The organism is Propionicimonas sp., assembly GCF_034927565.1.
Classification (GTDB): Bacteria; Actinomycetota; Actinomycetes; order Propionibacteriales; family Propionibacteriaceae; genus Propionicimonas.
Genome location: NZ_JAYFPT010000036.1, coordinates 90,219 through 113,237 on the forward strand (window position 1 = coordinate 90,219; position 23,019 = coordinate 113,237).

At 69.2% G+C, this 23,019-nt stretch carries 19 protein-coding genes; 10 read left to right on the forward strand and 9 right to left on the reverse strand.

Annotated elements, in window-relative coordinates; all coding sequences use genetic code 11:
* The first annotated feature begins 5 nt into the window (after positions 1–5).
* The gene (locus tag VB080_RS07495) at positions 6–1,685 is read left to right on the forward strand and encodes an ABC1 kinase family protein (RefSeq protein ID WP_323417809.1); all 1,680 of its coding nucleotides are present in this window, start codon (positions 6–8) and stop codon (positions 1,683–1,685) included.
* Positions 1,686–2,057: 372 nt separating this feature from the next.
* A complete protein-coding gene (locus tag VB080_RS07500) occupies positions 2,058–2,963 on the forward strand; it encodes a hypothetical protein (protein WP_323417810.1) in 906 nt (301 codons plus the stop codon).
* Positions 2,964–3,032: 69 nt separating this feature from the next.
* Here VB080_RS07500 and map read toward each other — a convergent pair whose 3' ends face one another.
* Positions 3,033–3,881 carry a type I methionyl aminopeptidase gene (map, locus tag VB080_RS07505; protein WP_323417811.1) on the reverse strand — a complete coding sequence of 283 codons (849 nt, stop codon included), beginning with the start codon at positions 3,879–3,881 and terminating at the stop codon, positions 3,033–3,035.
* A gap of 39 nt (positions 3,882–3,920) precedes the next feature.
* Between map and VB080_RS07510 the strand changes: the two genes are divergently transcribed.
* Together VB080_RS07510 and VB080_RS07515 are read left to right on the forward strand one after the other, a co-directional pair.
* Positions 3,921–4,154 carry a hypothetical protein gene (locus VB080_RS07510; RefSeq protein ID WP_416339614.1) on the forward strand — a complete coding sequence of 78 codons (234 nt, stop codon included), beginning with the start codon at positions 3,921–3,923 and terminating at the stop codon, positions 4,152–4,154.
* A gap of 36 nt (positions 4,155–4,190) precedes the next feature.
* A complete protein-coding gene (locus tag VB080_RS07515) occupies positions 4,191–5,528 on the forward strand; it encodes a glutamine synthetase family protein (RefSeq protein WP_323417812.1) in 1,338 nt (445 codons plus the stop codon).
* A 111-nt stretch (positions 5,529–5,639) separates the two neighbouring features.
* Here the strand turns inward: VB080_RS07515 and VB080_RS07520 are convergent, their stop codons facing one another.
* The 5 genes from VB080_RS07520 to VB080_RS07540 form a co-directional block, all read right to left on the reverse strand.
* The gene (locus VB080_RS07520; RefSeq protein WP_323417813.1) at positions 5,640–7,523 is read right to left on the reverse strand and encodes a biotin/lipoyl-binding protein; all 1,884 of its coding nucleotides are present in this window, start codon (positions 7,521–7,523) and stop codon (positions 5,640–5,642) included.
* Positions 7,523–8,749, reverse strand: a complete 1,227-nt coding sequence (locus VB080_RS07525; RefSeq protein ID WP_323417814.1) for an ABC transporter permease — start codon at positions 8,747–8,749, stop codon at positions 7,523–7,525. Before VB080_RS07525 ends, VB080_RS07520 begins: the two co-directional genes overlap by 1 nt.
* Positions 8,746–9,453 carry an ABC transporter ATP-binding protein gene (locus tag VB080_RS07530; protein ID WP_323417815.1) on the reverse strand — a complete coding sequence of 236 codons (708 nt, stop codon included), beginning with the start codon at positions 9,451–9,453 and terminating at the stop codon, positions 8,746–8,748. Before VB080_RS07530 ends, VB080_RS07525 begins: the two co-directional genes overlap by 4 nt.
* Entirely contained in the window at positions 9,450–10,685 is a 1,236-nt protein-coding gene (locus VB080_RS07535; RefSeq protein WP_323417816.1) for an efflux RND transporter periplasmic adaptor subunit, read from the reverse strand. The genes VB080_RS07530 and VB080_RS07535 overlap by 4 nt, the downstream gene beginning before the upstream one ends.
* A 102-nt stretch (positions 10,686–10,787) precedes the next feature.
* The gene (locus VB080_RS07540; RefSeq protein WP_323417817.1) at positions 10,788–11,159 is read right to left on the reverse strand and encodes a sterol carrier family protein; all 372 of its coding nucleotides are present in this window, start codon (positions 11,157–11,159) and stop codon (positions 10,788–10,790) included.
* Between the two features lie 114 nt (positions 11,160–11,273).
* Here VB080_RS07540 and VB080_RS07545 point away from each other — a divergent pair, with 114 nt between their 5' ends.
* The gene (locus VB080_RS07545) at positions 11,274–14,258 is read left to right on the forward strand and encodes a bifunctional [glutamine synthetase] adenylyltransferase/[glutamine synthetase]-adenylyl-L-tyrosine phosphorylase (RefSeq protein ID WP_323417818.1); all 2,985 of its coding nucleotides are present in this window, start codon (positions 11,274–11,276) and stop codon (positions 14,256–14,258) included.
* A 6-nt stretch (positions 14,259–14,264) separates the two neighbouring features.
* Here the strand turns inward: VB080_RS07545 and VB080_RS07550 are convergent, their stop codons facing one another.
* On the reverse strand, positions 14,265–14,972 hold the full coding sequence (locus VB080_RS07550) for a hypothetical protein (protein ID WP_323417819.1): 708 nt from the start codon (positions 14,970–14,972) through the stop codon (positions 14,265–14,267).
* Between the two features lie 146 nt (positions 14,973–15,118).
* On the opposite strand from VB080_RS07550, the gene VB080_RS07555 reads away from it, so the two are divergent.
* From VB080_RS07555 to VB080_RS07565, 3 genes are all read left to right on the forward strand, one after another.
* Positions 15,119–15,820, forward strand: a complete 702-nt coding sequence (locus tag VB080_RS07555) for a TetR family transcriptional regulator (RefSeq protein ID WP_323417820.1) — start codon at positions 15,119–15,121, stop codon at positions 15,818–15,820.
* A 201-nt stretch (positions 15,821–16,021) separates the two neighbouring features.
* Positions 16,022–17,446, forward strand: coding sequence for an FAD-binding oxidoreductase (locus VB080_RS07560; protein ID WP_323417821.1), 1,425 nt, complete (start codon positions 16,022–16,024; stop codon positions 17,444–17,446).
* Complete coding sequence (locus VB080_RS07565) at positions 17,443–18,201, forward strand: decaprenylphospho-beta-D-erythro-pentofuranosid-2-ulose 2-reductase (RefSeq protein ID WP_323417822.1); 759 nt, start codon at positions 17,443–17,445, stop codon at positions 18,199–18,201. Before VB080_RS07560 ends, VB080_RS07565 begins: the two co-directional genes overlap by 4 nt.
* A gap of 328 nt (positions 18,202–18,529) precedes the next feature.
* Here the strand turns inward: VB080_RS07565 and VB080_RS07570 are convergent, their stop codons facing one another.
* Both VB080_RS07570 and glnA read right to left on the reverse strand, forming a co-directional pair.
* Entirely contained in the window at positions 18,530–19,405 is an 876-nt protein-coding gene (locus tag VB080_RS07570) for an aminodeoxychorismate lyase (RefSeq protein WP_323417823.1), read from the reverse strand.
* A gap of 372 nt (positions 19,406–19,777) precedes the next feature.
* Complete coding sequence (gene glnA, locus VB080_RS07575) at positions 19,778–21,208, reverse strand: type I glutamate--ammonia ligase (RefSeq protein ID WP_323417824.1); 1,431 nt, start codon at positions 21,206–21,208, stop codon at positions 19,778–19,780.
* 246 nt (positions 21,209–21,454) lie between these two features.
* On the opposite strand from glnA, the gene VB080_RS07580 reads away from it, so the two are divergent.
* Together VB080_RS07580 and VB080_RS07585 are read left to right on the forward strand one after the other, a co-directional pair.
* Positions 21,455–21,880, forward strand: a complete 426-nt coding sequence (locus VB080_RS07580) for an RDD family protein (protein ID WP_323417825.1) — start codon at positions 21,455–21,457, stop codon at positions 21,878–21,880.
* 154 nt (positions 21,881–22,034) lie between these two features.
* A complete protein-coding gene (locus VB080_RS07585) occupies positions 22,035–23,015 on the forward strand; it encodes an ABC transporter permease (protein WP_323417826.1) in 981 nt (326 codons plus the stop codon).
* Positions 23,016–23,019 lie beyond the last annotated feature (4 nt).

Consider the following 23,019-nt stretch of genomic DNA (forward strand, 5'->3'; position numbering starts at 1 on the left):
CGCCGATGACCTCCGCCGACCTTCGCGCGCGATACCGCCGGATCGTCACGTTCTTCGGCATCCTGATCGCCGGCTTCATCTACTGGGAGCTGCTGCTGCCCAAGCTGGGCCTGTCCCGGCTGTCCGACCGGACGCGCGACGAGCGGAACCGGCAAGCGGCGGTCCGGTTCCGGAAGCTGGCGATCTCGATGGGTGGGCTGATGATCAAGGTCGGCCAGTTCCTCTCCGCCCGCCTCGACATTCTGCCCGCCGACATCACCGACGAACTTTCCGGGCTGCAGGACAAGGTGCCGCCGGCCGAGTTCGCAGCGATCCGAGATCGCGCTGAGGCTGACCTCGGCCGTCCACTCAGCGAAGCGTTCGCGTCCTTCGAGGCCACCCCGCTGGCAGCGGCCTCCCTGGGGCAGACGCACCGCGCGGTGCTGCGGGCCTCTGACGCGGCCGAGACCGGGTTCGCGTCCGTCGTGGTCAAGGTGCAGCGGCCGGCGATCGAGAAGATCGTGGAGGTCGACCTGTCGGCGCTGCGCAAGGTGGGCGGCTGGTTGGCCCGCTACAAGCCGGTCGCCGATCGGGCTGACGTCCCGGCGCTGGTCGAGGAGTTCGCCACGACCTCCGGCGAGGAGATCGACTATCTGGCCGAGGCCCGCAACGCCGCGCACTTCCGCGAGGCCTTCGCCGACGACGAGGGCGTCCGGGTACCAGAGGTGGCCTGGGAGCACAGCTCGCTGCGCGTGCTCACCTTGGAGGACGTAACCGCGATCCGGATCGGCGACCACGACGCGATCACCGCGGCCGGGATCGACCTGGCGGCGGTGGCCGACAAGCTGGTCGAGACCTACCTGCAGCAGATCTTCAACGACGGCGTCTTCCACGCCGACCCGCACCCGGGCAACCTGTTCGTGCTGCCGCTGGAATCGCCCGGCGACTTCCGGCTCACCTTCGTCGACTTCGGCATGGTCGGACGACTGCCGGACGGCCTGCGTTCAGGACTGCGCGAGACCTTGATCGCCATCGGCACGCAGGACGCGCCCCGGCTGGTCAAGGCGTTCGGATCGCTCGGCGTGCTGCTGCCCACCGCCGACACCACACTGCTCGAACTCGCCAGCGCGCAAGTGTTCGACCGCTTCGGCGGTATGGCCATGAGCGACCTGCGCAACATCAGCCACGAGGACATGATGAACTTCGGGTTGCAGTTCCGTGACCTGATGGTGAGCATGCCGTTCCAGTTGCCCGAGAACCTGCTGCTGCTGGGTCGCAGCCTGGCGATCCTGTCGGGCATGTGCACCAGCCTGAACCCCGATTTCAACCTGTGGAGCGCGCTTACCCCGTACGCCACGCGCCTGATCACCGAGGAGACCGGCGACGGCTTCGACTGGCAGAACCTGGTCAGCGGCGGCACCCGGGTACTGTCGTCGCTGACCGCGTTACCCGCCCGGGCCAACCGGATCCTCACCACGGTCGAGCGCGGCGACCTGATGATCAAGACCCCGATGCTTGACCTCCGCGTGCGCCAACTCAACCAGACGCTGAGCCGGATGACCACAGCGGTCGTGTTCGCCGGGCTGATCGTGGCCGGCGCGCTGCTGTATGCGTCCGAGCCCGTGCTGGCGAAGGTCCTGCTCGCGGCGTCGCTCGTACCGCTGCTCGCCGGGATCTTCGGCGGACGGGGGCACGGCCCGCGCTGAGTTCGCCAACCCCGGCGGCCGCGCCAGCCGGGTTCAGGACGGCAATTGGACCGCTCACCAGGACGCGACGGCCACGGTCCCGCGCGGCTGCCGGTTGGAGCAGCCTGTCCCGGTACGACACCCCTGAGTCGCCGGCCGAGCTTCAGGGTCCGACCTCGGGGATCGTCCGCCTGCGCCCTCACCGCCCCTGACCCGGTCACGACCTGGACAGTTTTCCCAGCGGTGGAGCGCTTTACAGCGCCGTGCGGTGGGACGGGCTGCCCCGGAAGCAACTGGCGAATCCGGGCTGACAGATCAGCTGTCACCACCGGGCATGCGCGCTCCGGGCTGATTGCGGCTGCTTTCCGGCCTCCGGTCACGTAGCCTGAGGCTATGCGCAGGCTTGCCGGGCTGCTGGGGGCCGTCCTCGCGGCGGTCCTGCTGCCGGGCTGCAGTCTTGCCTGGATGTTCGAGGATCCGCCGCCGGCCAGCCCGCCACCACCGTTGGTGACCAGTCCGCCCCCGTCCTCGTCCGAGACACCAACGCCCACCCCGACGCAGTCGACCGGCAAGCCCTACACCGGCAAGCTGGCCAAGGGTGCCACTTGCGTGAAGCTGGACGCCGACCAACTCGCCGAGGCCGAGCGGATAGGTCTGGTCGGCGCGGCGATCACCTACCCCCGTGGAGCGATGGTGAAGTCCACCGGAGGTTGGTGGACGGTGGCTGTCTCCACACAGGTGCACCAGAACAGCTCCGGCTACACCGAGGACAGCGTGCCCGCCTACGCCTATTTCGTCACCGACTCGCCAACCCTCGGTCTGCGAGACGACCCGAGTGACACCTCCGTACTGTGGGCGCTGTCCGACGATGCCGGCGAAGCCGCCGCCAAGGCGCGGGCGTGCGTGAAGCAGATCCCGCTGCCCAAGCCGAAGCTCGACCCGGACGACCCGGCGGGCTACACCGGCAAGCTGGCCAAGGGCGCCACCTGCAAGGCGGTGAGCGGGAAGCTGCTGGACCATCTCCAACAGGTCGGTCAGGTCGGCGGCGCAATCACCTATCCGCAGGGCCGGATGGTCCGGGCCAACGGATCCTGGTGGACGGTGGTGGTTGCCACCCAGGTCAACCCGAACGGTGCCGGGCTCACCGCCGAGAATGTCCCGAGGCAGGCGTACTTCGTCACCAATGCGCCGTCGAAGAAGGCATCCTCGACGGGAAAGACGGTCTCCTTCCCGCTCAACCCCACCAAGCAGGACAAAGCCGCCGCCAAGGCCAAGCGCTGTCTGGAACAGGCTGGCTGAGGGCCTGCCCCGAACCTGCTCGAGTGACGGCAGCGGTCTCGCCGGACTCGGCCAGCGGAATCGACCAGCTCAGGGGACGGTGAGGATCTCCGCCCCGGTCGGGGTCACCACCAGCGACTGCTCGAACTGGGCTACCCGGGAGCCGTCGTTGGTGACCACGGTCCAGTCGTCGTCCCAGACGTGGGAACGGTAGTCGCCCAGGCAGAGCATCGGCTCGATCGTGAAGGTCATCCCGACCTCGATCACGGTATCGGCGGCCGGCTCGTCGTAGTGCGGGATCACCAGGCCGGAGTGGAAGGCGGAGTGCACGCCGTGCCCGGTGTAGTCGCGGACAACGCCGTAGCCGAAGCGCTTGGCGTAGGCCTCGATCACCCGTCCGATCACGTTCACCTCACGTCCCGGGCGGACCGCCCTGATGCCGCGGTTCATCGCCTCCTGCGTGCGTTCGGTGAGCAGCCGCGACTCCTCGTCGACGTCGCCGCAGAAGTAGGTGGCGCAATTGTCGCCGTGGACGCCGTCCACGAAGGCGGTGACGTCGATCTTGACCAGGTCGCCGTCCTCCAGTGGGCGGGCGTCCGGGATGCCGTGGCAGATCACCTCGTTGACCGAGGTGCAGCAGGATTTCGGGAAACCCCGGTAGCCCAGGGTGGACGGGTAGGCCCCATGGTCGACCAGGAACTCATGCACGACGGCGTCGATTGCGTCCGTGGTGACGCCGGGGGCGACCGCTGCCGCACCGGCCGCCATCGCCTGGGCGGCGATCCGTCCGGCCACCCGCATCTTCTCGATCACTTCGGCCGACTGCACGTGCGGACCGTCGTAGCGCTCCGGGCCGGACCGGTCGACATAGTCCGGACGCGGGATGCCTGCCGGGACCGGACGGCGGGCGGAAATCGGGTAGGGCTTGATGGACGTCACGCTGGCGATCATAGTGTCAGCTACAGACTGCTTCCGGAGGTGACGATGGGCCAGGGCGACTGGTACTGGTGCCTCGACCACCACCTGGTCGAGCCCTACGAAGGCTGCCGCAGCCGGTCACGGCTGGGCCCCTATCCGAGCGCGGACGCTGCGGCCCACGCCCTGGAGCGGGTCGAGGAGCGCAACCTGGAGTGGGAGAACGACCCGCGGTTCAACGATCCCGACGAGGACGACGACGAACCCGATTCATCGCCCAGAACCGGCTCGTCGTAACCTGCCTGAAACACGCGCGCGGGCAGACTTGGCAGCATGGACAAGCAGACCGAATTCGTCCTCCGCACGATGGAGGAGCGGGACGTCCGATTCGTCCGGCTGTGGTTCACTGACGTGCTCGGGTTCCTGAAGTCGGTGGCGATCGCACCTGCTGAGCTCGAAGGGGCGTTCAGCGAGGGGATCGGCTTCGACGGCTCGGCGATCCAGGGCTTCGCACGGGTCTTCGAGTCGGACATGGTGGCACATCCCGATCCGTCGACCTTCCAGTTGCTGCCGTGGCGCGGCGCCACCCAGGGCACGGCCCGGATGTTCTGCGACATCCGGCTGCCGGACGGGTCGCCGTCCTTCGCCGACCCGCGGTTCGTGCTGAAGCGGGCACTGCGGAAGGCGTCCAACATGGGGTTCACCTTCTACACCCACCCCGAGATCGAGTTCTACCTGTTCAAGCAGCCGATCACGCCTGGCCAGGTGCCGACCCCGGCGGACACCAGCGGCTACTTCGACCACACCACGACCTCCCCGGGAGCCGACTTCCGCCGGCAGGCGATCACCGTCCTGGAGCAGATGGGCATCTCGGTGGAGTTCAGTCACCACGAGGGCGGCCCCGGCCAGCAGGAGATCGACCTACGCTACGCCGACGCGCTCACCATGGCCGACAACATCATGACCTTCCGGATCGTGATCAAGGAGGTGGCGGTGATGCAGAACCTGTTCGCCTCCTTCATGCCCAAGCCGCTGGAGAACTCGCCGGGCTCGGGGATGCACACCCACGTGTCGCTGTTCGAGGGCGACACCAACGCCTTCTACGACGCCAGCGCGGAGTACAACCTGTCGAAGACCGGACGCTCCTTCATCGCCGGTGTGCTGCGGCACGCCGCCGAAATCAGCGCGGTCACCAACCCCTGGGTGAACTCCTACAAGCGGCTGGTTGCCGGCGCCGAGGCGCCGAGCTACATCAGCTGGGGCCAGAACAATCGGTCGGCGCTGGTCCGGGTGCCGATGTACAAGCCGAACAAGGGCGGCTCGGCCCGGGTCGAGATCCGCTCGATCGACACTGCTGCCAACCCGTACCTCGCCTATGCGATGGTGCTCGCGGCTGGCCTGGACGGCATCGAGAACGAGTATGAACTGCCCGAGGGCGCCGAGGACGACGTCTGGAGCCTCACCGACAAGCAGCGCCAGGCGCTGGGCATCACCCCGCTGCCGCGCAGTCTGGGCAACGCCATCGACGCGATGGAGAACTCCCAACTGGTTGCCGAGACCCTGGGCGAGCACGTCTTCGACTTCTACCTGCGCAACAAGAAGGCCGAGTACGACTCCTACCGTGGCCATGTCTCGGAGTGGGAACTCCGCACCTCGCTGCCGACCCTGTGAGCCCAGCCGATCCGGTGTGAGCCCAGCCGATCCGGCCCGGAGAGGCTGACCCCGACGGGTGTCTCCCGCGCAACACAGGTGGGGGAGGGTTCCGTTGTGAGGGTCGTGGGGTCAGCGACGGCTGCCCGCGGAGATCGCGCGCTGGGTCTGACCGGTGTTCCCGGTGGGAAGGGCCAGCGTCCGGTCCGACAGCACCACGAGCTGGCCCGCGGTCAGTCCGCTGGTGACCTCGACTCGGCCGCCGCCGACGGCGCCGGTCTGGACGGTCACGGTTTCGGCAGAACTCGCCGAGGTGGTCTCGACGACCTGCACCGTGCCGGTACCGGTTCCCGTCGGAGTGACGGCGGAGGCAGGGACCGTGACGACCCCGCTCGAGGTCCGGGTGACGATCTCGACCGCGGCCTGGGCACCTTCCTTGAGGGTCATGTCGGGATCGTCCACCACGACGGTGGTGGTGTAGGTGGGGGAGTCGCCCGCGGTGCCGTCGGTCTCGAGGATGCTGATCGTGCCGATGCTGCCGGTCCGGGAGTCCATCGAACCCGCCGGGGTGACCGTTGCCGCCATCCCCTGGCTGAGCAGGGCCCGGGTGGCCAACGGGACCTCGATGCTGACCACGGCTGTGCCCTCGCCGACGATCGTCACGGTACCGGCCGACGAGCTGCCGCTCGCGCTCAGACCCACCAGGCCGACAGTGCCCGCGACCGGGGCCACCAACGTGGCGTTCGCCAGGGCGGTCTCGGCATCCGTGACCGCCTGTTGGGCCTTCAGGACGTCGGCCTTGGCGGCGGCGACCGCTCGTGCCGAGACGCTGGTGGAAGTCGAGGAACTGGAGGACTTCTTCGAGCTGGTGGAGCTGGAACCGGAGGTCGTCTTCGCGTCGTCGCCGGTGGGCGCAGCCGCTTCGTCGTCGGTCACGATCGTGCCGGTGGCGAGCAGTTGCTGGTAGTAGTCGGCCAGCACGGAGTTGGCCAGGACGAGTGCCTGGCGGGCCTCGCCACAGGCCACGATGTCGTCAACGGTGATGTCGTCAACCACCAGCGCCAGGGCCGTGGCCTGGTCCGAGGAGTCGTCCGCGGTCGAGCCGGTGTCGCTCGAGTCGCTGTCATCGCTGCTCTCGGAGCCGCTGCCGGAGTCCTGGTCGCCGGAGCTGGAACTGCCGGAGTCACCGGTGTCCGACCCGGTGCCCGAATCAGCGCTGCCGGCGTCGCTGTCGTTGCTGCCCGAATCGCTGGAGTCGCTGTCGCCGGAGTCAGTGCTGCCGGAGTCAGTGCTGCCGGAGTCACCGTTGCTGGAGTCACCGTTGCCGGAGTCACCGTTGCCGGAGTCGTTGTCGCTGCTGCCTGAGTCGCTGGAGTCGCTGTCGCCACCGGTGCCGTCGGAGTCGGAGTTGTCGTCCGAGGTCTGCTCGTTGGCATTCACCAAAGCGGTGTAGATCGCATCGCAGGTGGTGGGCTGATCCGGATTGCTCCAGTTCAGCGTCGCCACGTTCACGGCCGCGATCGCCTCATAGAGCTTGGCTGCATCCGAGGACGAGATGCCACCGGACGCAGCCGAGCCCGAGCCACTGGAGCCGGCCGAGGAGTGGGCCTTCCCCGAACTGCTGGCGCCGGACGAGGCCGACGATGAGGACGGATGCCGTGCGGCATACAGCGTCGCCTTCGCCTTGGCCAGATCGGTCTCGGCGTTCAACAGCGCGAGCTTCAGCGATGTGGTGTCGAGGGTGGCGAGCACGTCCCCGGCTGCGACCTCGTCGCCCACCGCCACCGTGACCTTCTTCACCGTCCCACTGGCTCCGAAGGCCGCCTCCACGACACCGGCACGGCTCACCGCGCCGGTCGCGAGGTAGCTCTGCGCGACGTCCCCCGTGATGGCGGTCGCCGTCTCATACCGGGCGTCGGCGGCCACCGAGGTCGTCGCCCACACCGTCCCGATCGCGGCAACGGCGGTCAGGCTCACCCCGCCGACCAACAGGCTGCGCAGACGTGGATGCTTCATCATTCGCTCCTCAGGGCATCGATCGGGGCCAACCGGGCGGCACGGGAGGCCGGGTACACACCCGCCACCAGGCCGATCGCCAGGGAGACTCCCAGTGCGACCAGGGTCACCGCGGGCGAGATCTCAACGGTCATGCCGAGACTCGGCGACAGCAGCGCGGCTCCGGCGTAGCCCAGTCCGACGCCAAGCAGGCCGCCCAGCAGGCCGAGGATGCCAGCCTCGACCAGGAACTGTTGCCGGATCACGCCGGGGGTCGCTCCCAGTGCCTTGCGCAGGCCGATCTCGCGGACCCGTTCGCTCACCGACACCAGCATGATGTTCATCACGCCGATGCCACCGACCAGCAGGGAGATCGCCGCGATGCCGCCCAGTAGCAGGGTCAGCACCCCGGTGATCGAGGTGGCGGCCTCGACCAGTGAGGCCTGGGTGCCCACCGAGAAGTCGGCGTCGTCGGCGGTTACGCCGTGCGCGCTGAGCAGCGCGGTGTTGACCTCCTGGTAGGCGGCGGAAAGGCTGTCGGCGTCGGCCGCCTGCAGGTAGATGGACGAGACGCTGAGCGCGCTGCCGGAGGTGGACAGCCGGGCGGCGAAGCTGGTGCTCGGCACCAGGACGGTGTCGTCCTCGTTCGAGGTTCCCGACGAGCCCGCCTCGGCGAGCACCCCGATGATGGTGAACGGCTGGCCGTTGATCGAGATCTCCTGGCCGATCGCCTGGCCGGTGGTGAACAACTCGGACGCGGTCTCGGCCCCGACCACCGCCACATTGGCCGAGGACGTCACCTCGTCGGCGGTGAAGAACCGTCCGGTCTCCACCTCCCGGGCGCGGACCGAGAGCCAGTCGGGGACGGTCCCGATCACCGAGGAGGTCCAGGTCGTCTCCGCTGACTGCAGGGACGCGCTGGTGGTCAGTACCGGCGCCACCGCTGCGATGCTCGGGGCGACCTCGGGATCGGCGAGCATCTGGGCGTCGCGGGTGGTCAGGGTGGTCGCCTGACCGGCTCCGCGGAAGCCTCCCGAACTGGTCTGCCCCGGGGTGACGATGATCATGTTCGAGCCGAGCGAGTTGATCTGGTCGGAGATCTGCTTCTGGGCTCCGAGCCCCAGCCCGACGGTGAGCATCACCGCCGAGATCCCGATCAGAATGCCCAGCATGGTCAGCGCCGACCGCATCCGCCGGGCGCTGAGCGCCTCGATGGCGGTTCGGGCGGTCTCTCTCCAGTTCATCATCGGGCATCACCGCCCGCGGCGGCCGACAACGGCGCGTCCGTCAGCCGGCCGTCATAGATGTGGACGGTGCGCCGGGCACGGTCGGCAACCTCCTGCTCGTGGGTGATGACCACGATCGTCCGGCCGGAGGCGTTGAGCTCATCGAACAGGTCGAGGATGTCGTGGGTGGAGACCGAGTCCAGCGCGCCGGTCGGTTCGTCGGCCAGGATCAGCGCCGGATCGGTGACCAGGGCGCGGGCCACCGAGACCCGCTGCTGCTGACCGCCGGAGAGTTCGCCGGGACGGTGGTTGCGACGCTCGCCGAGCCCCACGCGTTCGAGTGCGATCCGGGCCCGCTCCCGGCGCTCGGCCTGGGCGACCCCGGCATAGACCAGGGGAAGCTCGACATTGCGCTGGGCGGTGAGGCTGGGCAGCAGGTTGAAGCTCTGGAAGACGAACCCCAGCCTACGGTTGCGGACCTCCGCCAACTCCTTCTCGGTCATCGCCGCGACCTCCTCACCGTCCAGTTCGTAGCGCCCGGAGGTGGGGACGTCGAGGCAACCGATGATGTGCATCAGCGTGGACTTGCCCGAACCCGACGGTCCCATGATGGCGACGTAGTCGCCCTGCTCCACCGTCAGGTCGATGCCGCACAGGGCTTCGACCTGGACGGCGCCGGTGTCGTAGACCTTGCGCACCCCCGTCATCAAGGCCAGGGCGGTCATCGGTTCCCACCACCGGCGGGCGCGCCACCGCTGTTGCCGCCCGGGCCGCCGCCTCCGCCGTCGGGGGGCATGCCGCCCCCGCCGCCGAGGCCGCCACCCAGCAGGCCGCCGTTCTGTTCCTCCTCGGTCTGGGAGTCGCTGGTGCTCTGATTGGCGGTCGCCAGGCTGACCTGGACGGTGTCGCCCTCAGCCAGGCCGGCAGTGATCTCGGTCGCGTCGCCGAAGACCCGTCCGATCGTCACCTCGACCTGCTCGGTGGTATCGCCGTCGACCTTGGTGACGGTGGTGGTGCCGTCCTGGCTGGCGATCGCCAGGGTCGGGACGGTCAGCACGTCGGGGTACTCCGCGATCGTGACCGTCGCGGTGGCGTTGGTGCCCGAGAACAGGTCCGGGTGCTCACCGTCGAGTTCGACCACGACCGGGAAGGTCGCCGAACCGTCGGTGCTGGAGGTGGCGACGATGCCGACCGAGGTCACGGTGCCGTCGATGGCCTCGGTGGCGCCGTCGGGGAGGACCGCCACGCTCTGGTCCACTTGCAGGCTTCCCAGGTCGGCGCTGCCGACCGTCGCGTCCAGCTTCCAGGTGGCGGTCGAGATCACCACGACCTGGGCCGTGCTGGCGGAACTGGAGCCCGAACTCCCGCCCGAACTGCCCGAGCTCGACACGGTGTCGCCCACGCTGAGGTCGACCGTGGCGACCGTGCCGTTGATGGTGGAGCGCAGCACCGCGTTGTCGAGGTCGTCGGTGGCGCTGGCGAGGGCGGCCTTGGCCGCAGCGACCTGCGCCTCGGCGGCGTCGATCGCCGCGTCGGAGCCGTCGTCGTCCTCGACCTCGTCGAGGTTGGCCTCGGCGGTGTCCAGGTTCGCCTCGGCCAGGTCGACCGCATCCTGCAGATCGTCGTCAGCGATCCGGGCGAGCTTCTGCCCCTTCTTGACGGTGTCGCCGACGGTCACGTAGACCTTCGTGACGGTGCCACCGACACTGAAGTTGAGGTCGGACTGGGTCCGTGGGCTCAGCGTCCCCTCCAACCCGACGGTCTGGGTTCGGGTGCTCTTCTCAACCGTGAAGGTCATGGTGCGGGGGCGCTCCTGGGCGCTGGCCTGCGGCTTCAGCAGCAGCCAGGCGGTCGTGCCGATGCCCAGTACTGCGACCACCGCCACGACGGGGATCACCCAGCGGCGGCGGCGTCGAGGACGACTGGGGAGCGGCGTGACTGGTTCGGATGGCGACATCCGCGGTCCTCTCGACAGGCAGTGGCTTCTGACATCAGCGAACCTAGGCTGCGGCCCTGTGTGGGATGTCGTGGCGGCCTGTGAGCGACCTGTGTGCTTCCGCTACCGGGCGAGCGGGAGCACGCCGGACAGGTCGGCATGGGCGCCGCTGGCCGAGACCGCGTGGCGCTCGAGCGCCACCGCCCACGACAGGCTCCCGGCAGCGAGCTGCAGGATGGTGGCGGGGTCGGTCTCGACCACATTCGGCGGCGTGCCCCGGGTATGGGCGCCGCGCTGTCCGATGCCGAGCTGGACGGCGGCGTACGGCGGCACCCGCACCTCCAGGGTGCCGCCCGGATGGCGCTCGCCGAGCGTCCGGCACAGCACGCGGACGGCGGCCACCAGCGCAGCACCGGTCGGTGGATTCCCGGCCGCCACCTCGCGCAGGGTCGTGGTGAGGGCGGCCAGTTCGGCAGTGGTGACTCGCTTGGGCATCGTGCGCCACCCTAGCCGGGAGACCTCCCGTCCGGTCGGGAGAACGGACAACCGGGTCGACCGGCCGGTCTGCGACGGCAGCGCCGAGGGGTGCGGCGGCGTTACGATCGCGACATGGCCCGCACCGAGACACTCTCCGCGCGACTGGCACGTTGGGGGTTCGGGGATCCGTCCAGCCACGCCCCGGTCGCCGAGGCCTGGGCTGAGGCGCTCGGCGAACAACAGTGGACGACGCTGCTGGACGAACTCGCCGCCGCCGCGGACCCTGACCTCGCGTTCAACGGGCTGGCCCGGATCGCCCGGAACCGCGCTGACCTGATCCCCGCCCTCGGCGCCGACCCGACGTGGGCCAGGCGACTGGCTCGTGTCCTCGGTGCCAGCGTCGAACTCAACCACCACCTCGCCGCCCACGTGGACGAGGTGGAGCTGCTGAATGGCGACATCACGCGACGCCCGCTGGAGGTGCTGCGGGCCGAGTTGCTGGAAGCCATCGACGCCGACCCTCACGACCCCACCCCAGTGGCTTTGCCCGATCGGTCCAATGATCTGCGATGGGCCTATCGTCGAGCGCTGCTCCGGATAGCCGCCCGTGACCTGACCGCCGAGGATGCGATGGCCGTCCTGCCGGACATCGCCGCCGAACTTGCCGATCTCGCCGATGCCACCGTCGAGGCCGCGCTGGCCCTGGCTCGTGGCGAGGTCGACGGCTGGCAGGTCGCCCGGCTGGGCGTCGTGGCGCTGGGCAAGACCGGCGCCCGGGAGTTGAACTATGTCAGCGACGTCGACGTGCTCTTCCTCGCCGAGCCGGCTCGTGATGCCGCCGGCGAGCCGGTCGCGGGCACGGACCGGGTGCTCGCGGTGGCCACCCGGCTGGCTTCGGCGCTCACCCGGATCTGCTCGGCCAATACCACCGCCGGCACCATCTGGCAGGTCGACGCGGCGCTGCGGCCGGAGGGCAAGGCCGGTCCGCTGGTGCGCACGCTGGCCTCCCATCGCGCCTACTACGAGAAGTGGGCGAAGAACTGGGAGTTCCAGGCAATGCTGAAGGCCCGTCCGATGGCCGGCGACGTCGAACTCGCGCAGGAGTTCGTCGACATGGTGTGGCCGATGGTCTGGCGGGTCGCCGACGACGACCAGTTCGTCGCCGAGGCCCAGGCCATGCGCCGTCGGGTGGTATCGCTGCTCCCACCCGCGCAGGCCGAACGGGAGATCAAGCTCGGCGCCGGTGGGCTGCGCGATGTCGAGTTCAGCGTCCAACTGCTGCAGTTGGTCCATGGACGTGCGGACGAGCGGTTGCGGCTGCGCGGCAGCTTCGAGGCGCTGGCCGCCCTGATCGCCTACGGCTACGTCGGACGCGGCGACGGCTACGATCTCGACACCGCCTATCGGCTGCAGCGACTGCTCGAGCACCGGATCCAGCTCCACAAGCTACGACGTACCCATCTGATGCCCAGCGATGAACTCAATCAGCGCTGGTTGGCGCGCAGCCTCGGCCTGGCCGAGACCCGAGACCTGATGCACCTGTGGCGGGCGACCACCCGGCGGGTGCTGTCCTTGCACCAGCGGCTGTTCTACTCGCCGGTGCTGGAGGCGGTGGCGCGGATTCCGTCCGCGGAGGTGCGGCTCACCTCCCAGGAGGCCGAGACCCGGTTGCGGGCGCTCGGCTATGGCGATCCCAAGGCGGCGCTGCGGCACATCGAGGCGCTCAGCACCGGCATGAGCCGGCGGGCGGAGATTCAGCGGCAGTTGCTGCCGGCGATGCTGGGCTGGTTCACCGCCGGCCCGAACCCCGACCACGGGCTGCTCGCCTTCCGCAAGGTGTCCGATGCGCTGGGGGACACCCCCTGGTACCTGCGGGCACTGCGGGACGAGGGCTCGACGGCGGAGAACTTCGCCAAGGTGCTGTCGTCCAGCCGGTATGCGGTCGACCTGCTGCTGCGCAACCCGCAGAGCGCCGCCTGGCTGAGCGAGCCGGAGGGGCTGGTGCCCCGTTCGGCGGAGGACATCGCCGCCGAGATGGCGGCGGCCGCCCGGCGTCATCCCGACGCCGACGACGCGGTGGCGGCGGTGCTGGCCGTCCGTCGCGGTGAACTGCTGCGGCTGGCGATGGCCGACCTGCTCGGCGGGCTCGACCTGGTGGGGCTGGGTCGCGCGCTCAGCGAGCTGGCCACCGCCAGCGTGGACGCGGCGCTGGCGGTCGCGGCGCGTGGGCTGGCGAGCGTGCCGCGGATCAGCGTGATCGCCCTGGGCCGCTGGGGTGGCCGGGAGATGTCCTACTCCTCGGACGCCGACGCGATGTTTGTGATCGACTCCGACGACCCGGAGGCCACTCGCACGGCCACCACGGTGATCAGCCGGGTACGGGCGATGCTGTCGCGGCCCGGCCCTGACCCGGCGCTCGGGGTCGATGTCGACCTGCGGCCGGAGGGCAAGCGCGGGCCGATCGTCCGCAGCTTGGCGTCCTACCGGGCCTACTACGCCCGCTGGTCGTCAACCTGGGAGGCGCAGGCGCTGCTCCGGGCCCGGGTTGGCGCCGGTGACGCCGAACTGGGTGACCAGTTGCTCGACCTGGTCGGTCCGTTGCGCTATCCGTCCGGCGGCCTCAGCCACCACCAGCTCACCGAGATCCGGCTGCTCAAGGCCCGGATGGAGGCCGAGCGGCTGCCCCGCGGTACCGATCCGGGCCGGCACACCAAGCTCGGTCCCGGCGGGTTGTCGGATGTGGAATGGGTGGTGCAACTGCTGCAGTTGCAGCACGCGGCTGTCCACCCCGAACTTCGGCTGACCACCACGCTCGGGCCGCTGTGGGCGGCAGCGGAGGCGGGCCTGATCGACCCTGATGATGCCCATGCCCTGGCCGAGGCCTGGACGACCGCCAGCCGGATCCGCAATGCGATCATGCTGTCCCGCGGCCGAGCGTCCGACACGATCCCGTCCGATACCCGCGAGGTGTCGGCAGTCGCCGAGAGCCTGGGGTACAGCAAGGGCGAATCGTCGCTGATGGTCGAGGACTACCGCCGCCGTGCCCGGGTCGCCCGCCGGGTCATGGACCGCCTGTTCTGGGGCGCAGAGGACACTCCCGAGCATCCCGCCCCCTGACCGTACTCACCCGGGCGGACGGCGCAGGGCGTACCAGGTGAGCACTGCCCCGAGGAGCGCCAGGACGAGTCCTGCTGCGACGAACGGCCAGGGGTTCCACTGCTCGCTGCAGCTCAGCGAGGTGGCACTGCTGACGCAGAACTCGCCCGGGCCGTGCCGGTTCCCCCAGGCGATGAAGAGCGGGGCCGTCGCGGCGCCGGTCAGGACGGCGGGCAGGCCGCGGTTGTCGATCGCCGCGAGGGCACCCCCGACGATGAACAGCGCGGCCGCGGGAACGAGCAGGAAGATGCCGATGCTCAGCATTGAGATCACCCCGAAGGCGCTGATCGCTCCGACCAGGATCCAGAAGGCCACGGAGCCAACTGGCAGTGGGCGGGCGGGGCTGCGCGTCCCGACCTTGTCGGCACTGCCTGCGGACGTGGTGCTCGTCGCGTCCGGGGTGGGCGCCGACGGGTCGGCGACCGGTGGGGATGGACGGTGGCGCCTGACACTGCGGACGGCGAACAGCACACCCTGGTGCACGGCGACGCCGACCGCGGCGTTCGCTGCGCCGAGGAGGCCGGCGCTCAGCAGGGTGCCGACCTGGTCGGCCAGGCTGCCTTCCAGGGGAACGCTGGTCAGCAGCAGCAGTGGCCAGCCGATGGCTGCCGTGATCAGGGCGGTCTTCCACCAGCGTCCGAGCGCGAGGCCGAAGACGATCATGATGGGAATCACCCGAATCCCTCCTGACTTCCGAGCCGGACAGAGAGGCACCGAAGTTGAGCGATCGCTCAATTGCAGCTTAACCTAGGATTGAGCACTCGCTCAAGTATCTGGCGTGGTGCCGTCCGTCGGCGCCGGCGATGGAGGAGACTGCCGTCATGACGTCGCGTGCGCAGGACACCAGGGCGCGGCTGCGCGCCGCGGCGCTGGCGGTGGTGCGTGAGAAGGGTGTCGGCGGGGCCTCGGCGCGGACGATCGCGGCGGCAGCCGGGGTCAACCAGGCGCTGATCTTCTACCACTTCGCCTCGGTCAGCGAGTTGATCGAGGCCGCGTCCGACGAGGCCGTGGCAGCCCGGGTGGCGCTCTACCGGGAGGCCTTCACCGACGTCGCCTCGCTGTCCGACCTGCTGGCGATCGCCCGGCGGGTCCACGACCAGGAGCGGCAGGCCGGCTCGATGACGGTGATGGCCCAGATCATGGCCGGCGCCCAGACTGACCCGGTGCTGGCTCGGGCCGCCCGGCACGCGCTGGCGTCCTGGACGGACGAGGTCGACCAGGTGCTCCGACGGGTGCTGGCAACCAGCCCGGTCGGCCCCGCCATCGACGGTGCGGGCCTGGCCCAGTTGGTGAGTGCGGCCTTCGTCGGCATCGAGCTCTACCACGGCGCCGATCCGGAGGCCGCCGACCTGGCGTTCAGCACGCTCGAGCGGCTCAACCACCTGGTCGCCGCCATCGAGGACCTGGGTCCGACAGCACAGCGCGCGATCCGGCTGGCGGGCTCCCGCGTCTCGCGAAAGCCCACCCCTCGCGCCCCGGCCAGCGAACGCGTCGGCTACCGTCCCCCCGGTCCCGCCGACTGACTCGGCTCACCCGTGCCGCCGTGCCCGAACCGAACTGCTTCCAGCTCGCCCAGGGCGGCCGGTCCCCGAGCCGAATCGGCATTCTGGAGGTAGCTCTGTTCAGCACGAGGTCGGGAGCGCAGCGCTGTCGCTGACCGCCTGCTGCGCGGGGACGGGGAACCGTCCCCTGGCCCGATCGCCCGCGGCTAGAGTTGGGGCACGATGACCACTTTGGAGCTCCCGACCACCACGCAGCGCCTCACCGGGTGGGGGCGGACGGCCGCCACCACCTCGCAGGTGCTCTCCACGCCGGACGTCGAGGTGATCGCCCGCGCGGTCGCACAGGTCGCCGACCACAATGCCGACGCCCCCGCCCACCTGCGCCGCGGCATTCTCGCCCGCGGGCTGGGCCGCTCCTACGGTGATGTCGCGCAGAACGCCGGCGGGATCGTGGTCGACCTGACCGCGCTGGACACCATTCACGCGATCGACCCCGTCGCGGGCACCGTCGACGTCGACGCCGGGGTGAGTCTCGACACCCTGATGCGCGCTGCCCTGCCGTACGGCCTGTGGGTGCCCGTCCTGCCCGGCACCCGGCAGGTCACCGTCGGCGGTGCGATCGGCTGCGACGTGCACGGCAAGAACCACCACAGCGCCGGCTCCTTCGGCAACCACGTCGCGTCCCTGGAACTCCTGGTCGCGGACGGACGGGTGCTGCACCTCACCGGGTCCGGCTCGGCCGACGATCCCGACGGCGAGTTGTTCTGGGCAACTATCGGGGGAGTGGGCCTGACCGGCATCGTGCTGCGTGCGGTGCTTACCATGACCCGCACCGAGACCGCCTACTTCGTCGCCGACGGCGTGGTCACCCACACTCTCGATGAGACCATCGCCGTCCACTCCGACGGGTCCGAGGCTGGCTACGACTACTCCTCGGCCTGGTTCGACGTGATCTCCCCGGCCCCGAAGCTCGGACGGGCGGCGCTGTCCCGTGGCTCGCTGGCCACCCTCGACCAGTTGCGCGAGAAGGCTCCCAAGCTGGCCGCCGACCCGCTCGGCTTCCACGCCAAACCGCTTGTCGATCTGCCCGACGTGTTTCCCAACGGTCTGGCCAACAAGCTCAGCTTCACCGCGCTCGGTTCGCTCTGGTACGCCAAGTCGGGCAGCTACACCGGCAAGGTGCAGAGCCTGACCGGCTTCTACCACCCGCTGGACATGTTCGGCGACTGGAACCGTGCCTACGGCAGCCACGGTTTCCTGCAGTACCAATTCGTGGTGCCGCCGGAGGCGGTGGCCGAGTTCAAGGAAATCATCGCCGACATCCAGAGATCTGGTCACTACTCCTTCCTCAATGTGTTCAAGCTGTTCGGTGAGGGCAACCGGGCGCCGCTGTCCTACCCGATGGCGGGCTGGAACGTCTGCGTCGACTTCCCGATCAAGGCGGGCCTGCACGAGTTCCTGGCCAGCCTGGACGCCCGCGTCCTCGAGTTCGGCGGCCGGTTGTACACCGCCAAGGACTCCCGCACCACTGCCGCCACCTTCCACGCGATGTACCCCGGCATCGACGGCTGGATCGCCACCCGGCGCCGCGTCGACCCGCACCGGGTGTTCGCCTCCGACCTCGCCCGCCGACTGGAGCTACTGTGATCGACGCCACCGGAAACCCCCAGACCGTCCTGCTGCTGGGCGGCACCTCGGACATTGGCCTGGCCATCGTCGGCGAGTACCTGGCCAAGCAGCCGCTACGGGTCGTCCTGGCCGCCCGCCCCAGCCCCGGACGGGACGAGGCCGCCGCCGGCCTGCGGGCTGCCGGAGCCTCTGAGGTCGACGTCCTGGACTTCGACGCCACAGCCTTCGACACCCACCCCGGCGTGATCGACGCCGCCTGGGAGATCGCCGACGTCGACGTGGCGATCGTCGCCTTCGGCCTGCTGGGGGACGCCGAGCAGGCCTGGCAGGACCAGGCTGCCGCGGTCGCGCTCGCCCAGGTGAACTACACCGGCGCGGTCAGCGTCGGGGTGCTGCTCGGCCAGCGGATGAAGGCCCAGGGCTACGGCCAGATCATCGCCCTGTCCAGCGTGGCCGGCGAGATCGTCCGCCGCTCCAACTTCGTCTACGGTTCCACCAAGGCCGGCTTCGACGGCTTCTACCGGCTGCTGGGCGAGGCGCTGGAGCCGTTCGGCCCCAAGGTGCTGGTGGTACGCCCCGGTCAGGTCCGCACCAAGATGCTGACGGGCCTCAAGCCGGGCCCCGGCGTGATCGCTCCCGAGGCGCTCGCCCGGACCGTGGTGGACGCCGCCCGGGACGGTCGCACGCTGATCTGGGTGCCGGCCTTCTTCCGTCCGATGATGTGGGTGCTCAAGCATGTCCCGGGGCCGATCTTCCGCCGGCTGCCGATCTGACCTTCTGGCCGGGGAGCCGGAGGCTCGTATCGCGCGATTGTCGTTGTCACGGGCACGCGGACAGCCGAGCGACTCACTACGCAGTACTACGACTGGCGGTCGTTGCTGCAAAGGAGAACCATAAGGGCGTTGAGATCTTTGGGGGGATTTTCACGGACACTTTTCTGTGGTGTCCTGCGCCCCCGGAATCTTCAAACGCCTTGGGTGGTTACCACTATGCCAACGCCTGCAGGGGGGTGCAGTTCGACGGCATGAACCACTGGCCGGTTGCCCGCAGTGTTCGAGTGGGGGCTCGAGTACTGCGGGCAACCGGCTGTTCAGGCCCGATTCATGCGATCCCGGGGAAACCCGTCGCCTTGGCCAGCACGCTGGTCACCGCCGGATCGTGGTGGATCGCGTGGCCGTCCAGTTCGACCACCGGCAGCATCCCGCGGATGGCCGAGACCAGCCACATCCCGTCCGCCTCGTAGGCATCGGCGGGAGTGAACAACGCCTCGCCGGTGGCGACCTCGTGCTGCCGGGCGGCCGCGAAGAGCGCAGCGATGGTCACCGATGCCAGCACGCCGGTCCCTGTGGTCGGGGTGGTCCACAGCCGGTCATCGGCGGCGATCACCAGCCCCGAGGTGGGCCCTTCGAGCAAGAAGCCGTCGGACGAGCGGAAGATCGCCTCGTCCACGCCACGGTTGGCCGCCTCGCGCCTGGCGGCCACGTTGACCGCGTAGGAGATCGTCTTGACGCCGCCGAGCAGCCAGGGCGCCTCGGTGAAGGCATCGCTGCGCAGGCCGCGATCCAGGGTCATCGCCGTGACCCCGCGGCGCGCCGCCGCATGATCGGGGGATTGGGTGATGGTCAGATAGCCGACCGGTGCGGACGGCGCCGACTCCAGTCCCCGGGTGAGGACGAACTTCAAGATTGCTTCTCCCGGGGTGTTCCACGCGGCCAGGGAGGTGGTGACCAGTTCGTGCCAGCTGGCGGTTGCCGGCGCCTCGATCTGCAGCGCCGCGGCCGACCGGGCCAGCCGGGCCAGGTGTTCCTCAAGGTAGTGGGCCCGTTTGCCGCGGGCGTCGTAGGTGACCCGGACGGCGTCGAAGCAGCCGTCCCCGCGGGTGACGCCGAGGTCGTCGGCGCTGAGCAGGGGAACGGCGATGTCCACCACCCCGCGACCGAGAACGGCGAGAAGCTGGGCAGGTGCAGTGTCACTCACGGCCTCAGCCTACGGTGCCACCGGCCGGCTGTTCGGCGGGTGCGACGATCCTGGCGCCTGATGGTCCCCGGCGGCGGTCGCGATACCTCCGGGTGCGGTCTGGCGCTGGGTTGGTCTCGCGCACCCGAGTCTCGGAGGCCCCGAAGAGCGGGCGCTATTCAGAAACCGGTTCAGGATGGCGAGACGAGGGAGCATTCCCCTCGAACCGCCTCAGGGAACCGGATTGTGCGACCGCCCGCTGTCAGCTGAGGCTCGCTTCCTCGACGCCTGCCAGCACAGAACAGCGCCCCCGCTCCGCGAGGCGAAGCGGGGGCGCTGTGGGCTTCCTGTGGCCTTCGGCAGGTAGCACCTGTCTTTGACGACGGCGAATGCCTACATGTCGAAGTACATCTCGAACTCGTGCGGGTGCGGACGCAGCCGGATGGCGTCGATGTCGGCGCGCTTCATCTCGATCCAGTTCTCGATCAGGTCGGGGGTGAACACCCCGCCGGCCTGCAGGTAGTCGTTGTCCTGTTCGAGGGCGTCCAGCACGCCGTCCAGGCTGGCCGGGACGGTCGGCACCAGGGCATGCTCCTCCGGGGGCAACTCGTAGAGATCCTTGTCCACCGGGGCGAGTGGCTCGATCCGGTTCTGGATGCCGTCCAGGCCGGCCAGCAGGCAGGCCGCGAACGCCAGGTACGGGTTCGAGGACGGGTCGGGGCAGCGGAACTCGATGCGCTTGGCCTTCGGGTTCGAGCCGGTGACCGGGATCCGGATGCAGGCCGAGCGGTTGCGGGCGGAGTACACCAGGTTGACCGGCGCCTCGAAGCCGGGCACCAGCCGGTGGTAGGAGTTCACCGTCGGGTTGGTGAAAGCCAGCAGCGACGGGGCATGGTGCAGCAGGCCGCCGATGTACCAGCGCGCGGTATCGGACAGGTTGCCATACCCGGCCTCGTCGTAGAACAGCGGCTGCCCGCCATTCCAGATCGACTGGTGGACGTGCATGCCCGAGCCGTTGTCGCCGAAGATCGGCTTCGGCATGAAGGTCGCCGTCTTGCCGGCCTCCCAGGCAGTGTTCTTGATGATGTACTTGAACTTCATCAGATCGTCCGCGGCGGCCAGCATGGTGTTGAACTTGTAGTTGATCTCCGCCTGGCCCGCGGTGCCCACCTCGTGGTGCGCCCGCTCGACCTCGAGACCGGATTCGGTCAGCCTGGTCACCATCGCGTCGCGCAGGTCGGCGAAGTGGTCGACCGGCGGCACCGGGAAGTAGCCGCCCTTGTACTTCACCTTGTAGCCGCGGTTGGCGCGGCCGGTGCCGTCGTCCTCGGCGCCGGTGTTCCAGGCGCCGGCCTCGGAGTCGATGTAGTAGAAGGACGAGTGCTGGTTGGTCTCGAACCGGGCGGAGTCGAAGACGTAGAACTCGGCCTCGGGGGCGAAGAACGCGGTGTCCCCGATCCCGGTCGAGGCGAGGTAGCTCTCCGCCTTGCGCGCGATGTTGCGCGGGTCACGACTGTAGGGCTCATGGGTCAGCGGGTCGTGCACGAAGAAGTTCAGCGCGAGGGTCTTGTGCGTCCGGAAGGGGTCGATGAACGCGGTGCTGGGATCGGGCAGCAGCGTCATGTCGGACTCGTGGATCTTCTGGAAGCCCCGGATCGAGGAACCGTCGAAGGCCATGCCGGTCTCGAAGACGTCCGGCCCGAAGGCGTAGGACGGAACCGTCAGGTGCTGCATCACCCCCGGCAGGTCACAGAATCGGATGTCGACGAACTCGACACCCTCGTTCTTGATGTAGGCCAACAGGTCGTCGGCGCCTTGGAACATCTTGCCTCCACAGGTTGATTGGACGCCGCCACGCTATAGACCCGTGGTAACCCGCCGATTGCGTCCATGTTTCGGCCATGTAACAGGCCCCGGCCCCGACCTGAGCGCCGGTTCGACGGAGACATCCTGTCGAACCGCAGTCGAACCGCGGCGGCGGATGATCGGGCGCCCGGCGAACCCGACTCACCGGAGAACAGTCCTGAGCCAGGGGACGAGACGGACGGCGGGCGGCTAGGCTCTGCGGGGATGAGCGACGTGGAGACCGAGGAGTACCCGGGCCAGTCCCTGGGGCTGCCCGAACACGGACGGGGTTCGCTGGCGAGCTGGCGGGCCCGGTTGGCGGCGCTGCTGGTCGACTGGGGCACCTCGATGATCGTGGCGGTGGCAGCCTTTGGTGTCGGCGTGCTGCGCGACCAGGGCTGGCGGGCGTGGATGATCCTGGCGGTGTTCTTCGTCCAGAAGGCGGTGCTCACTGCGCTGGCGGGCGGAAGCTTCGGCCAGATCCTCGCCCGGGTCCAGGTGGTCCGGGTCGAGGGCGGCCCGATTGGCTGGTGGCGGGCGCTCGTCCGCACGGCCATGGTCTGCGCAGTCCTGCCGGCGGTGGTGATCGGTGCCGAGCGCCGGGGTCTGGACGACCTGGTGCTGGGAACGGTGGTGGTCAGCCGTCGCTGAGCGGGTGGTGCCCTCGACGGTGTGGCAGGTGCGATGCTGACACCCGCATCAGTCCCGTGGGCGGCGCGGTCGACCGGGTGGCTGCCGCGACGCTGACACCCGGGTCGGCGCGGAAGTTGGGGCAATGCCCAGGCTGTGAGATAGTTTCGGCCTTATGCTCCGCTATATCGGCCGTCGATTCTTGAACTATCTGTTCCTGCTTTTCGTGGCCGTGTCGCTCACCTACGTGCTGGCCGCGACCCAGCTCAACCCTCGAGCGCTCTATGAGTTGCGGCAACCCCCGGTGGCCCCCGACATCATTGAGAGCCAACTGCTGAAGTACAACCTCAGTGACTCCGTCCCGCTGGCCGAACGCTACTGGATCTGGTTGACGGGGGTGCTCCACGGGGACTGGGGCTACTCCCCGCTCGGCGTGAGCGTCGGCGAACAGATCAGCACCCGGATGTGGGTCAGCCTGCGGCTGCTGCTGATCGGCACGATCCTGGGCATCGTGCTGGGGGTGGCCTTCGGCGCCTGGACGGCAACCCGGCAGTACAAGGTCTCCGACCGGGTGGTGACCTTCGTCTCGCTGCTGATCATCTCCACTCCGGCCTTCGTGGTCGGCCACGTGACACAGATCCTGGCGACCTGGTACAACGACATCACCGGCACCCGCACCTTCGAGTTCATCGGTGAGACCGGGGACGTGGGGGACTATCCCTTCGCCGAACTCGTCGACCGCCTGCAACACCTGTTCTTACCAACCCTGGTGCTGATCATCCTGGGGGCCGCGTCGATGAGCCGGATCCAGCGCAATCTGATGCTGGACTCCCTCGGTGCGGACTACGTGCGCACCGCTCGGGCCAAGGGCCTGACCCGGCGCAAGGCGGTCTTCAAGCACGCCCTGCGCACCGCTCTGATCCCGACCGGTACATACTTCGCGTTCAGCGTGGCGACGATGTTCACCGGTGCGACCTTCACCGAGCGGATCTTCAACTTCCCCGGCCTGGGGCAGTACGGGGTCGACACCATTACGAACCGCGATGTGAACGGCACGGTCGCGGTGACCGCCTTCGCCGGGGTCTGCGTCCTGGTCGGCGCCGTGCTGTCCGACATCATGGTCGCCATTCTCGACCCACGAGTCAGGTTGGGGTGAACTC

Bases quoted from the DNA above. Each gene is read 5' to 3' on its own strand.
- VB080_RS07515 (WP_323417812.1), top strand. From the start codon at position 4,191: ATGGACAAGCAGACCGAATTCGTCCTCCGCACGATGGAGGAGCGGGAC.
- VB080_RS07495 (WP_323417809.1), top strand. From the start codon at position 6: ATGACCTCCGCCGACCTTCGCGCGCGATACCGCCGGATCGTCACGTTC.
- VB080_RS07545 (WP_323417818.1), top strand. From the start codon at position 11,274: ATGGCCCGCACCGAGACACTCTCCGCGCGACTGGCACGTTGGGGGTTC.
- glnA (WP_323417824.1), bottom strand. From the start codon at position 21,208: ATGTTCCAAGGCGCCGACGACCTGTTGGCCTACATCAAGAACGAGGGT.
- VB080_RS07520 (WP_323417813.1), bottom strand. From the start codon at position 7,523: ATGAAGCATCCACGTCTGCGCAGCCTGTTGGTCGGCGGGGTGAGCCTG.
- VB080_RS07585 (WP_323417826.1), top strand. From the start codon at position 22,035: ATGCTCCGCTATATCGGCCGTCGATTCTTGAACTATCTGTTCCTGCTT.
- VB080_RS07525 (WP_323417814.1), bottom strand. From the start codon at position 8,749: ATGATGAACTGGAGAGAGACCGCCCGAACCGCCATCGAGGCGCTCAGC.
- VB080_RS07555 (WP_323417820.1), top strand. From the start codon at position 15,119: ATGACGTCGCGTGCGCAGGACACCAGGGCGCGGCTGCGCGCCGCGGCG.
- VB080_RS07540 (WP_323417817.1), bottom strand. From the start codon at position 11,159: ATGCCCAAGCGAGTCACCACTGCCGAACTGGCCGCCCTCACCACGACC.
- VB080_RS07530 (WP_323417815.1), bottom strand. From the start codon at position 9,453: ATGACCGCCCTGGCCTTGATGACGGGGGTGCGCAAGGTCTACGACACC.
- VB080_RS07560 (WP_323417821.1), top strand. From the start codon at position 16,022: ATGACCACTTTGGAGCTCCCGACCACCACGCAGCGCCTCACCGGGTGG.
- VB080_RS07500 (WP_323417810.1), top strand. From the start codon at position 2,058: ATGCGCAGGCTTGCCGGGCTGCTGGGGGCCGTCCTCGCGGCGGTCCTG.
- VB080_RS07580 (WP_323417825.1), top strand. From the start codon at position 21,455: ATGAGCGACGTGGAGACCGAGGAGTACCCGGGCCAGTCCCTGGGGCTG.
- VB080_RS07535 (WP_323417816.1), bottom strand. From the start codon at position 10,685: ATGTCGCCATCCGAACCAGTCACGCCGCTCCCCAGTCGTCCTCGACGC.